Raw genomic sequence first — 11,517 nt, 5'->3', positions numbered from 1 at the left:
CTGACCTATCAGCCCGACGATAAACTTAGTTTCTTTGTTGAGAGCTATAACCGTTATAACTCGCAAAAGCAGGACGATTGGGCCAAGCCCGGCCACGGTAGCCACTTCAATTGCATGAGTGAGGTTGGCGCGTCCTATATGTTTTCACCCCGTTTACAGTTTAATTTGTACGGTGATTTTAACCTTAACGAGCCATCGAAATACGCTAACATCGGTGTTGGTATGGCTTGGTTGCTGAATTAAAGCGTACTTGGGGCTTACGTATTTATGGTGTAGCCCGCCGTATAGCCTTCTCTTTTGTCGCTCATAATCCTTATTCCTTTAATCCGGATTATGGTGCGATTCTTCGTGTTATCTTTTCATCTATCATCCCTTCATCAAATTATCCTATTCTCGCGGGGGGCTTTTGACCGTGCGGAAGAGCCGCAATGGGCGTACGAAAGCAGGCCTTTGGGCGTGTCAAAAGGCAGCTTTGAGAAAGTGGTTTGATGTGTGTGGTGATGAGGTGGTGAGCAATTGTTTGATATAATGAGGGGAAAGGCAGGGATGATAAGATGAGGAATGAAGATGATAGGGCGAGCGATGGGGCGTAAAGCTGTAGCCTTTGCGTGTCGGGAAACAAGGAAAGAAGTGGTAAAGCCACGCAACATGATAAGACGGTAGGGTAGCTTATAGGTTGGCGAAAGCAGGAGGAGACGTGAGGATAGCAGGGAAGAAAAATCCCCTCTCTTGGGAAATGGCTTTGCATTCTTCCAAGATAGGGGAGCGTATAGATGGTTTAAATTCTTTTATTTCACCAATATTACGAGATATTTGCTGGTGCTCCAGAAGAGTTCCGGATTGGTAATGCGAAGGATGTATTGCTTGCTTCCGTCGCGGGTCAGCGTATAGCTGCTCGATGGATGGGTCGTCAGGATGCGGGCAGACTTAGAGTATAAGTTCACGACTTTGTCTACACGGATGTCTATTTTCGTGAAATAGTTCTTGTTGAAGTTAGCCTGAAGCACCTTGCCATCCTCATAGATGCGCTGGTTGCGAAGCTCTTTCTTCGTACCGTAAACATACCATGCCGTGTTGAGTTGCTTGTCCTGAGAGCTGATGGTTTGGCTCTTTTCGTTGCTTTCGGCCGTCAGGCTCGATACGTTGGTATTGAGGTTGTTGATGGTTTCGTCCAATTCGGTTATATGAATGTCCTTGGCGTCGAGCTCGGCACGTAGCTGTTGTAGCTGCTGGTCTTTCTCATTGAGCTGCTTCACGAGGTTTTCTATCGTTGTCTTGAACTGCTCTCCGTGCACGCTACTCTCACGAAGCTGTTTTTGGAGCTTGCCTATCAGTTCACGGTTACGCTTCATGGCGTTGGAAATGAACTTGATGTTCTCTCTGATTTGCTGCGACTTGTTGGTGCCTTCACCGTCTTTGACAATACTCACACGGTTCTCCGCCTGATTGATTTCGTGGAAACCTTCCTGAATTTCGTTCAGTGTGCCCATCATGTCGTTAATCTCATTATCCTTTTGGTCAATGATTTTCTGCAAGGAATCAGCTTGGGCGAGACTGTCAACGGTAGGACCTGTTTTCTCTTGTTTGCAACTATTGAATGTGAGTAATGCTGCACTACCCATCATTAGGTAAACCAATAACTTTTTCATCATTTGATTCGATTTATAGTTTTTTGTTCTTTTTATTGTCATTTCCGGCCACGACTATGACGATTTCTCCTCGCGGTTCCGTTTCCGTGAAATGGGTTATGACTTCTTGAAGCGTGCCACGGACATGTTCTTCATGAATTTTGGAAATCTCACGGGCCACACTTACCTGCCTGTCTTCACCGAAATATTCGGCCAATTGTTGGAGGGTCTTGAGCAGCCGGTAGGGCGATTCGTAGAAAATCATGGTGCGTGGCTCTTCTGCCAATTGAGAGAGTAGGGTGTGGCGGCCTTTCTTTTGGGGCAGAAAACCCTCGAAGGAGAAGCGGTCGCAGGGCAATCCGGACGATACGATGGCCGGAATGCAGGCGGTGGCTCCCGGCAATGTCACGACGGGAATGCCCGACCGAGAGGCTTCTCTGCTCAAAAAGAATCCGGGATCGCTTATCCCCGGGGTACCCGCGTCACTGATAAGCGCGATATTCTGACCACCTTTCAGGCGTTCGATAATGCCTGCCGTAGTTCCATGTTCATTAAATTTGTGGTGTGACATGAGGTGGTTCTTGATGTCAAAATGCTTCAACAGGATACCCGAAGTGCGAGTATCTTCTGCCAGTACCAAGTCCGCTTCCTTAAGAATACGAATGGCGCGCATTGTCATATCTTCCATGTTTCCAACCGGAGTAGGTATAATATATAATGTGCCCATAATAAAGACAAATATAGGTAATAAATTGTTGACCTACAAAAAAACAGACAAATTCTTTACATTTTTTAGGTTCTACGACAGCACTGTGGAAAAATAGTGAAAAAAATAACATGTCGTCCACTTTTCCTTATTATGCTTTGCACATATCGAAAAAAATGGCGAATATTGCAGTACGAATCGACTGCCAAAACCAATAATGTACAAATATATACTACGAAACAATGTCTGAAGATACGCAAAAGAAAGGAAAGTCATCAGACTACAGCGCGGTTGTCGCCATTGTTGTGGCCTTGGGTATGATGTATGGAGAGCGCAAATTGGCTGAATGGATGGGTATGGACGTGCCCACGGGCCTTTTTGTATTCATCATTGTACTTGTGGTGCATCTGTTATTGATAGCTGTTATCTATTATAAAATATCCATTTGGCTTAAATCTCCCGATGAGCCGCCCCGTCCGGAGCCTATAATTGATAATGCGGAAGCCGTTGAAACCGATACTTCCGACATGGATAATGCGCCCGTTTGGGTCATTATGTTCAGCTATTTGCTATGCTATGCCGGGACACGACTGCCGCTCGACCACCGTCAAAAGTCAGGTATTATCAAGCTCTTGCGCTCTACCGGCGTGCATGATACCACGCAGGAGGCGAAGCAATGGATAGGCCGGACTGAACATATCGTTGCCAACCATACGATAGGCGATATGGAAAAAAACTTGTTTAGTTACCTTAAAACTTTTAGTTACAACGAAACCTACGACGCTAAAAAATGGGCACTCGTCTATATTAAACAAATAATGATGACAGTGCAGGGGGATCTTCAGGCCAAAACCATACAAGGATTGAACACCGTGGGAAAAGCCATCAAACTGAAAAATGGGGATATATTGGAGGTAATACAACAAAGTTCGGATGAAGACTTAAAGCTCCTCGGCCTGACGGCAGGGCATGATGAGCCTGACGACAAGCCCGAACAACCCAAGGAAAAGCCAAGAAAAAACAAGGCGAAAGAGCATGGAAAAACCACAACGGATAATGCGATAGAGGAGCTGAATGGGTTGATAGGTCTTAAAGAGGTAAAAGAGGAAATCAACAGTTTGGTGAACTATATCAAGATAACCCGGCAGCGTAAGGCCATGGGGCAGCCCGTTCCGGCCATTTCGTACCATTGTGTGTTCACCGGAAACCCCGGTACGGGCAAAACTACCGTAGCCCGCATACTTGCCGAAGTATATGCCCAGCTCGGCATTATCAGTGAACCCAAACTCGTGGAGGCCTCGCGGGCCGACTTAGTAGGTGGCTTTCTCGGGCAAACCGCCATCAAAACCACCGAAATAATAGACAAGGCTATGGGTGGAGTGCTGTTTATAGACGAGGCCTACACGCTGTCTAAGGACCCGCAAGACAGCTATGGGCAAGAGGCTATAGACACGCTTCTGAAGCAAATGGAAGACCATCGGGACCGCCTTATCGTTATCATAGCGGGATATACCGATGAGATGGAGCGGTTTCTTGCTACCAACCCGGGACTGAAATCGCGCTTTACAAGGTATTTTGCGTTCAGTGATTACAGCGCCGAGGAACTGATGCGTATTTTCCACTCGATACTGAAGAAGTATAATTTAACGCTCTCGCCCGAGGCCGAAAACTTGGCTCAAGCGCTGTTTGAGGATAAAATCGCCAACAAGGAGCGCACGTTTGGCAATGCGCGTTATGTGAGAAACCTATTTGAAAAGGCCCTTGTCGCACAATCTGACCGCTTAGCCCGCGAATCAAACAACGCGCAGGAAGACCTTTTGACGATACAGTCTAAGGATCTGCAAGTGGCTGTCTCTAAGATGGTGTGACCTCGTTGCTCCGCGACTATCAAGAACTTTATTGAGATAACTCGATTATCATATCGGAAAAATTACCTAATTTTGCAATTACTATGATTGATAATATAACAGGGGAAGCCCACCGCCCCGGCAGAATAGAGGTGGTTTGTGGTTCCATGTTTTCGGGGAAGACCGAAGAACTCATCCGCCGTATGAAGCGTGCGAAGTTCGCTCGGCAGAATGTTGTCATATTCAAGCCGGCTATAGATACACGTTATTCGGAGGAAGACGTCGTGAGCCACGACCGCAATTCCATACCTTCCACGCCCATAGAGTCGTCGGGAAGCATATTGCTTTTGTCTTCAGGCATTGACGTGGTGGGCATAGACGAGGCCCAATTCTTGGACGATGGGCTGGTGGCTGTCTGCAATGAGCTGGCCAATAGGGGCGTGCGGGTAATCGTGGCCGGGCTGGATATGGATTTCAAAGGCGTGCCTTTCGGTCCGATACCGGCCTTGTGCGCCATCGCCGATGAGGTGGATAAGGTACATGCCATCTGTGTGAAGTGTGGCAGTTTGGCCTATGTGAGCCATCGGTTGGTGGCCGGCGATAAGCGGGTGCTGCTGGGTGAGCAAGCCGAATATGAGCCGCTGTGCAGGGAATGTTATCAAAAAGCGTTGCGGGAGGATCCAAGTCATGAAGCAGGAAATCACCTTTGATCGATTTGTGCGCTGGGTGGGCATGGGCCTTTTGGTGCTCTCCATTCTGTTGTTGGTCAATTATTTGAGCAGTGTTCTCTTACCGTTTTTCGTAGCTTGGCTGCTGGCTTATCTTTTATATCCCGTTGTCAAGTTTATTCAATTTAAGCTGAAGGTCAAGGTTCGCGCCGTCGCCATTGTCATAGCCCTGCTGCTTGTGCTGGCAGTGATAGCGTTGGTAACTTATTTGGTGGTGCCGCCCATGGTCGATCAGTTTCAAAAGCTGGAGGCCATTCTCAAGCAGTGGGTCCACAGTACGACCCATTCCAACGATGTTACGGCGATGATTTCGCAGTGGATTCAGGACAATCAGGCGGAAGTAGAGAAGTTTTTTAAGAGCAAGGATTTTGCCGACGCCGTGAAGACGGCCATGCCCAAGGTGTTCAGTTTCTTGGGACAAACGGCAAATGTCATTATCAGTGTTATCGCGTCGATGATAACCTTGCTTTACATGTTCTTCATTCTACTCGATTATGAGGTGTTGACGAGCAACTGGATACGTATTTTCCCCGAGAAACATCGGCCTTTCTGGACCGAACTAATGCAAGGAATGGAACGGGAGTTGAACAATTATATTCGCGGTCAAGGCATGGTGGCGCTCTGTATGGGTATCATGTTTTGTATTGGTTTTACGATTATCGATTTTCCGGTGGCCATCGGTTTGGGTATTCTTATCGGCATACTCGACCTTGTGCCCTATCTTCATACGTTCGCGCTTATCCCGACTGCTTTCCTTGCCATGCTCAAGGCGGCTGACACGGGGCAGAATTTCTGGTGGGTATTTGGTGGTGCCTTATTGGTATTTGGCGTGGTTCAGTTGATTACCGACTTTGTTGTTACGCCCAAGATTATGGGCAAAGCCATGGGCCTTAATCCCGCCATCCTCTTGCTGAGCTTATCTATTTGGGGTGCTTTGTTAGGCTTTATAGGTCTGATTATCGCCCTGCCGCTGACCACTTTGCTCATAGCCTATTGGCAACGATACGTGACCAAGGAAGGGGCGGAGCAAAAGCAGGTGGAGAATAAGTTGGAATAACCTTGGCAAAGTTCTGAATAATGATGGCAACAAGGTAGGTTTTAGTTAGTGTTCAGTCAGAAACCTGCCGGAAAATATGTAAAAGCGGCGTGGTAAAGGAGTGATAATCGTGCCCTTTTTGTAGGAGGATAGTTGTATTGGAGTATCCCATTTGCTTTTCTCTTTTCGTGAAAAAGCCTATTTATAAAGAAAAAACGAGTAAATAATTTGCAAGAGTCAAAAAAACTGATTACCTTTGCACTCGCTTTCAGAAATGAAAGTTGGAGATTGATTCGCTAGCTCAGTTGGTAGAGCACAACACTTTTAATGTTGGGGTCATGGGTTCGAGCCCCATGCGAATCACATAAGATAGTCAGCAGAATATATGTTTTAAGGACATGATTTGCTGACTATTTTTCGTTTTTAAAGTTTATATGTATTGTCAAAACTGCGTTACGGATGAGATATTTATTAAGCTATTGTAATCCTATTGAGTATTTTGATATTGCAGTCTTTAGAGAAAAACAAATTGTATTAGAGTTCTCAAAGAATTAAGTTAAGGGTTATGCCAAGATTCTATCTCATGTCAATATGGGGTGTAATAACTATGTTGGAAATAGAAGTGTATAGCAATGTGTTGACGACAGAAGATAGTTTGGCAGATTGATTTTGGCTTTGAGATGTGGAAAGCTTATAATAATAAATGGAAATAGCCATGAAGAATAATATCTTTACATTTGTTTCGGGCGTTGTTGTAGGCGCTTTTATAATGCTATTAGTAGGTGGTGTCGTTTCCTCAAATAGCAAAGAATACTCTGATAATAATGGAATCGAGCTTTTTGAGAAAGAGGGAGATTGCGTAAGTGAAAACAGTTTTAAGGTGTTTCAAGTGTTGGATTCGGGAGATGCGTTAGCTAACGAAATGGGGCAGGGGTTTGAAGCAGATATTCCAACAGGATTAACCGTATTATTCTTAAAAGAGAACGGCCGGTCTCACTATGATGACCAACTTATTAGAGTGCCTTCAGGTAAATGTGCCAAGCAGATTGGAACATTCAGATACTCTACAAAATCAGATATAGAAAAGACTGTTCCGGTAGTTCGCATAAGTAATAAGTAGCTAATGGTTGATAGCTGTTATCTATTATCACATGATACGATTGGTAAAATATAGATGTAGTAATTTACTCTATTTTACCAGTCATTTTTAGTATAAGTGATATAATTATTAGTAAGGAAAGGGGCCCAATTCAGTTGTAGAACGATGCGCTTGAGTTCTGGGTGATAGGCAAATTTATAGGTAATACCTTCTTCACCATGTGTTGTATCAAGGAGAATGGTGTGCTTATCGGCGTGTTGCCAAATGATATTTTTTGTTTGATATTGCGAGGTGGAAGACAAAGGATTGCCTGCATTGCTATACCCTTCAAATTTCAGTATGGCGTGTTGATCAGTTGTATTCTCATTTTCTATACTAAACTCTACGGTATTATAGTCTATGTCATCGGGCTTCAGAGATCGTGAACGATAATAGGCAGAAGTCCATTTGCCTTGGATGATACCCAATTGGTCATGCTCTTGCTTGGTCAGTGTATAGTCTTTGCCATCACAAATGAAGTGGAGTTTCTTGTTTTTTAGGTCGCATTTTAGTTCTGTTGCTTTAGGCATTTCATACGCATTAAGGCGTATTTGATCAGCGCTTTCTTCTTTGAAAGATGCGAATGAGCTCTCTACAGTATTTTCGCGTGTTACATATAATACGGTTCCGTGTCGTGAAGAAGTGAAATGAATCTGTACGATATTACCTTGCGTGTTGGTGAATTCTTTAGCCGTCCAATATCCTAAGAGCTGCATTTGCTCATAAAGACTTTTCTGTTTTGGTTCTTCCTCATTGTTAGAAGAACAAGCTAAGAGACATAGTGAAACGATAACAACACCTCCAAAAAGAGATAAAAGTCTTGTTTTCATACGTTTAGGTATTTAGAAGGTTGATAAATGTATATCGCAAAAATACAAAATAATCAGATAGGCTGTTGTGTATCATGGTTAAATAATATAAAGAGAAGAGGAATATAAATATAGTTTATGAATATAATTTGTCCAGCGTGAGATTCCATTTATAGGAATTGCACGCTGGGCTTTTTCTACATTATATATTTAATATTGCTATCATGTAAGAGCTTTTTATGTATATCAAATATCTAATAATCCATTTATTAGATTGACGACGTAAAACTTCAATTTTTAATAGATAATACTTTGAAAAGTAGATAGAATTTATCGAATTTTATAAAAGTTTGATTAAAAATTTGGTAATTATCTGTATCTTATTTACCTTTAGGCCGCAAAAACTATTAGGAAATAGGAAATAATAATTTAAAAACGTAATAATGACTGTATCAAGACTATGTTCCTTTCTGATAGCTGTGTGGATAAGTGTGCTTAGTTTGTCTGCCCAGACTCAGGATGAAGCGATTCCCATGGATCCTGCTGTGAGAGTAGGAAAGTTGGAAAATGGCCTTACTTATTATATTAAACATAGCACGCAAGCTATAGGGCGTGCCAATTTTTATATTGTTCAGAGGGTGGGGGCTTTGCAGGAGGAAGACGGTCAGTTGGGACTGGCCCATTTCTTGGAGCACATGTGCTTTAAAGGGACAAAGCATTTTGAGGGCAATAGCCTTATCAGTTATTGTGAATCGTTAGGATTGCAGTTTGGAACGGACCTGAACGCGACGACTCGTTTGGATGAAACATTTTATCAAGTTTGAATGTACCCATAGGAAGACAGTCCACATTAGATTCTTGTTTCTTTCCATAACTCTGAACTTTATAATTCTTGTTTGTCCTTTCTGTAATATTTACGTCCACGTATATTCTTGTGGGTCGGCGGCACGGGGGAAGCCTCATAGGACTACACCCTTCCGTCCTCGTCGGGAAAGAGTGAAACGTATCTGACCTATCCTTGATTCCTATTCCGGACGCGTAACACCTTAAAATGCTTTTGATTCTCTTGCTTATTTGTTTAGATTTTATAGCTCCCGCTACACAAGGACTCGGGTATGCAAATCTATACAAAAAAAAACGCTGACAATACTTGTACAATGTGGTTAATGCTATTTGGACCAAAAGGGGTAACCATATTATGGCCAAGGGGGACTATTTTACTTGGCCAAAAGGGTCAAAGTTGCATGGCTTTTACACATTATCTTTCAGAAACACAATTTTATCAAGAATTAAAATTATTGGTAATTTTGTGTGTTGATATGGATGTAAAATATTATCTTTGTAAAACATAATGTTTGGTAAACATAATTATTAGTGAAATGGAATTTATAGATAGAATAGAAGAAACCGCTACATTCAAGCGCATGCTGAGCCTTAGCCGACCCGTCCTTATCGTGATTTACGGTAGGCGGCGTATAGGTAAGTCAGAACTCATCAAGCATGTTCTAACCAACCGAGACGTATATCATCTAAGCGAAGAAGCACAGACGCAGCAACAGATAGATTCCTTTGCTAAGACTGTTTCTTTTACGTTTGACGGCTTTGATCGAGTATCTTACCACGACTGGGAAACAGTGCTCACCTCTGTCAATCTATATGTTGGAGAAAACACTTCGGTATGCTTAGATGAATTTTCATACCTCGTCAAGAGCGATCCTTCGCTGCCCTCCATCATTCAACGATTGGTGGATAACAAGAAACTTAAATACAACCTGATTCTTTGTGGTTCATCTCAGTTGATGATGCATTCCTTGGTACTCAACGAAAAGTCACCCTTGTATCAACGCTGCGCCTGGCAGCCAAGGCTGAAGCAATTACGCTTACCTTATATAAAAGAAGCTTTGCATTGTTCCGACCAAGAGGCTGTTGAAGAATATGCCGTTTGGGGTGGTGTACCACGCTATTGGGAACTTCGTGTCGACTATGATAGCATGGAAGAAGCGGTGCGCAATCTGCTGGTCAATAATTATGGCACGTTGTACGATGAACCGACTCGGTTGCTCCGTGATGAGCGTCGTGATACGGCCACATCTTTCTCTTTACTTACTACTGTGGGCAATGGAGTAAATCGCATTTCAGAGATAGCCGGTCGTATGCAGCAACCCACCACCAATCTTTCTCAGCCCATCAGCATTCTGACCGATTTGGGCTATGTAGAAAAGGATATACCGTTTGGCGACAACCCGAGGAACAGCAAGAAAGGTCTGTATCGCCTTGGGGATAACTTTCTGTCCTTTTATTACAAGTTTATTAATCCCAATAAATATCTTATCGAGCTTGATCGTCAAGATCTTGTGATGGACATTATTCATAAGGACTTCAGTACATACGTTGGTCAGATATGGGAGAAACTTTGTCGCGACTTTGTAACAGGCAACGAAATCGGTGGTGTAGTCTATGGCATCGCCTCTCGATGGTGGGGCGGCATACCAAAAGAGTATGATAGCAACGATTATGAGCAGATTGAACTTGACCTTGTAGCCGAGTCGTTCGACAAGAAACACATCCTTGTGGCTGAATGTAAATGGCGAGAAAGAGGCGAGGCGCAGAGCGTATATGAGCAATTAACTAGCCGTGCCAGCCGCCTGCCTTTTGTAAAAAAAGGTCAAAAGGTACACACGGTATTGTTCCTTAAAACAGAAACCAAGGCTGATATTCCATGTTATTATCCAAAGGACATCATCGCATCCATGCTTCAGCAAGATGCCTCAAAGAATAAAGCTTGATATTCACATATTTTAGTCGGCAACTTTTGCAAAGATAGTGCCAGCGAGAGTAATGAAAATATCCTCTACAGCCAAATACAGCTCATACTCATGGTTTTCTCTGTTCCCGCAGTATTCCGTGCCCCTATCAGTGAGCATGCGCATCAACTTCAAGTCATGTTGTTCGAAAAAAGGAATGACCCTATCGTTGAGCATGTCAGCAGCCACAAGCGCATTCTTCCTATCATACAGCTTTGCAAAACCTATTTTGGAGTAAGTGTCTATGACAGTCTGCTGATAAATGTGTCCTACACCTTTAATATATCCCACATAATAAGTATCTTGTGAGACAAGAAAACCGGGATAATAGGTCTCGATTTCTCCATGTGCTTGTTTTTCTTCTTTCGCTTTTTCCAATGCTGCTACCTGATTCTCATCAAGGATGATACCCTCTTGTTCCACTTTAGCGGATAATGCTTTCAGGCGTTTCTGGAAAGTTTCCATGTCATGCCGTAGCCATATGGAGCGCACCCCGCCCGGAGAAATAAGAATACCTTTCTTACGGAGTTCATTAGATACACGAACTTGTCCCAATGCGGGGTTGTCTATTGCCATTTGCACAACAGCCTGTTCGATATGTTCCTCCACACGGTTCTTCATGATCGGTTTACGGCGGGAAATCTCCTGCAAGGCAACTTCACCGCCTTGTTCGTATAATTCTTTAAAACGATAAAAACTGTCACGACTATAGCCCATAATCTTGCAAGCACGTGATACGTTTCCTAACTGTTGGGAGAGTTCAAGCAATCCCAGTTTGTTCTTGATGACCTTTTCTGATGTTGTCATAACTCAATCTGTTT

At 43.5% G+C, this 11,517-nt stretch carries 9 protein-coding genes, 1 tRNA gene and 2 pseudogenes; 8 read left to right on the top strand and 4 right to left on the bottom strand.

Annotated features, from left to right (window positions below):
• Nucleotides 1–243, top strand: a pseudogene (locus tag VIR50_RS10735) (transporter); the annotation flags it as partial.
• Nucleotides 244–788: 545 nt separating this feature from the next.
• On the opposite strand, the gene VIR50_RS10730 reads toward VIR50_RS10735, so the two are convergent.
• Nucleotides 789–1,649: a Cbp1 family collagen-binding glycoprotein adhesin gene (locus VIR50_RS10730; protein WP_331935117.1), complete on the bottom strand. Its 861-nt coding sequence runs from the start codon at nt 1,647–1,649 to the stop codon at nt 789–791.
• 13 nt (nt 1,650–1,662) lie between these two features.
• Nucleotides 1,663–2,355 carry a 16S rRNA (cytidine(1402)-2'-O)-methyltransferase gene (rsmI, locus tag VIR50_RS10725; RefSeq protein WP_331935116.1) on the bottom strand — a complete coding sequence of 231 codons (693 nt, stop codon included), beginning with the start codon at nt 2,353–2,355 and terminating at the stop codon, nt 1,663–1,665.
• A gap of 221 nt (nt 2,356–2,576) precedes the next feature.
• Between rsmI and VIR50_RS10720 the strand changes: the two genes are divergently transcribed.
• The 5 genes from VIR50_RS10720 to VIR50_RS10700 all read left to right on the top strand — a co-directional run bounded on the left by VIR50_RS10720 (nt 2,577) and on the right by VIR50_RS10700 (nt 7,065).
• On the top strand, nt 2,577–4,202 hold the full coding sequence (locus tag VIR50_RS10720) for an AAA family ATPase (protein WP_331935115.1): 1,626 nt from the start codon (nt 2,577–2,579) through the stop codon (nt 4,200–4,202).
• Between the two features lie 83 nt (nt 4,203–4,285).
• A complete protein-coding gene (locus VIR50_RS10715) occupies nt 4,286–4,891 on the top strand; it encodes a thymidine kinase (RefSeq protein ID WP_331935114.1) in 606 nt (201 codons plus the stop codon).
• Nucleotides 4,869–5,966 (top strand): AI-2E family transporter, encoded by a 1,098-nt coding sequence (locus VIR50_RS10710; protein WP_331935113.1) that lies wholly within the window; start codon nt 4,869–4,871, stop codon nt 5,964–5,966. Before VIR50_RS10715 ends, VIR50_RS10710 begins: the two co-directional genes overlap by 23 nt.
• 269 nt (nt 5,967–6,235) lie before the next feature.
• A tRNA-Lys gene (locus VIR50_RS10705) sits at nt 6,236–6,308 on the top strand.
• A gap of 352 nt (nt 6,309–6,660) precedes the next feature.
• The gene (locus tag VIR50_RS10700) at nt 6,661–7,065 is read left to right on the top strand and encodes a hypothetical protein (protein ID WP_331935112.1); all 405 of its coding nucleotides are present in this window, start codon (nt 6,661–6,663) and stop codon (nt 7,063–7,065) included.
• Between the two features lie 74 nt (nt 7,066–7,139).
• Here the strand turns inward: VIR50_RS10700 and VIR50_RS10695 are convergent, their stop codons facing one another.
• The gene (locus VIR50_RS10695) at nt 7,140–7,913 is read right to left on the bottom strand and encodes a hypothetical protein (RefSeq protein WP_331935111.1); all 774 of its coding nucleotides are present in this window, start codon (nt 7,911–7,913) and stop codon (nt 7,140–7,142) included.
• Nucleotides 7,914–8,335: 422 nt separating this feature from the next.
• On the opposite strand from VIR50_RS10695, the gene VIR50_RS10690 reads away from it, so the two are divergent.
• Together VIR50_RS10690 and VIR50_RS10685 are read left to right on the top strand one after the other, a co-directional pair.
• Complete coding sequence (locus VIR50_RS10690; RefSeq protein WP_331935110.1) at nt 8,336–8,716, top strand: insulinase family protein; 381 nt, start codon at nt 8,336–8,338, stop codon at nt 8,714–8,716.
• A 555-nt stretch (nt 8,717–9,271) separates the two neighbouring features.
• A complete protein-coding gene (locus VIR50_RS10685) occupies nt 9,272–10,678 on the top strand; it encodes an ATP-binding protein (RefSeq protein WP_331935109.1) in 1,407 nt (468 codons plus the stop codon).
• A gap of 57 nt (nt 10,679–10,735) precedes the next feature.
• Here the strand turns inward: VIR50_RS10685 and VIR50_RS10680 are convergent.
• Nucleotides 10,736–11,503 (bottom strand): annotated as a pseudogene (locus tag VIR50_RS10680) (helix-turn-helix domain-containing protein); the annotation flags it as partial.
• Nucleotides 11,504–11,517: the final 14 nt, after the last annotated feature.

Origin of the sequence: Prevotella sp. (assembly GCF_036570325.1) — a bacterium.
Classification (GTDB): domain Bacteria; phylum Bacteroidota; class Bacteroidia; order Bacteroidales; family Bacteroidaceae; genus Prevotella.
Note: the sequence above shows the minus strand (reverse complement) of the source record. Positions and strands in the feature narration are given on the sequence as shown.

Bases quoted from the DNA above. Each gene is read 5' to 3' on its own strand.
- VIR50_RS10690 (WP_331935110.1), top strand. From the start codon at position 8,336: ATGACTGTATCAAGACTATGTTCCTTTCTGATAGCTGTGTGGATAAGT.
- VIR50_RS10710 (WP_331935113.1), top strand. From the start codon at position 4,869: ATGAAGCAGGAAATCACCTTTGATCGATTTGTGCGCTGGGTGGGCATG.
- rsmI (WP_331935116.1), bottom strand. From the start codon at position 2,355: ATGGGCACATTATATATTATACCTACTCCGGTTGGAAACATGGAAGAT.
- VIR50_RS10720 (WP_331935115.1), top strand. From the start codon at position 2,577: ATGTCTGAAGATACGCAAAAGAAAGGAAAGTCATCAGACTACAGCGCG.
- VIR50_RS10695 (WP_331935111.1), bottom strand. From the start codon at position 7,913: ATGAAAACAAGACTTTTATCTCTTTTTGGAGGTGTTGTTATCGTTTCA.
- VIR50_RS10685 (WP_331935109.1), top strand. From the start codon at position 9,272: ATGGAATTTATAGATAGAATAGAAGAAACCGCTACATTCAAGCGCATG.
- VIR50_RS10715 (WP_331935114.1), top strand. From the start codon at position 4,286: ATGATTGATAATATAACAGGGGAAGCCCACCGCCCCGGCAGAATAGAG.
- VIR50_RS10730 (WP_331935117.1), bottom strand. From the start codon at position 1,649: ATGAAAAAGTTATTGGTTTACCTAATGATGGGTAGTGCAGCATTACTC.
- VIR50_RS10700 (WP_331935112.1), top strand. From the start codon at position 6,661: ATGAAGAATAATATCTTTACATTTGTTTCGGGCGTTGTTGTAGGCGCT.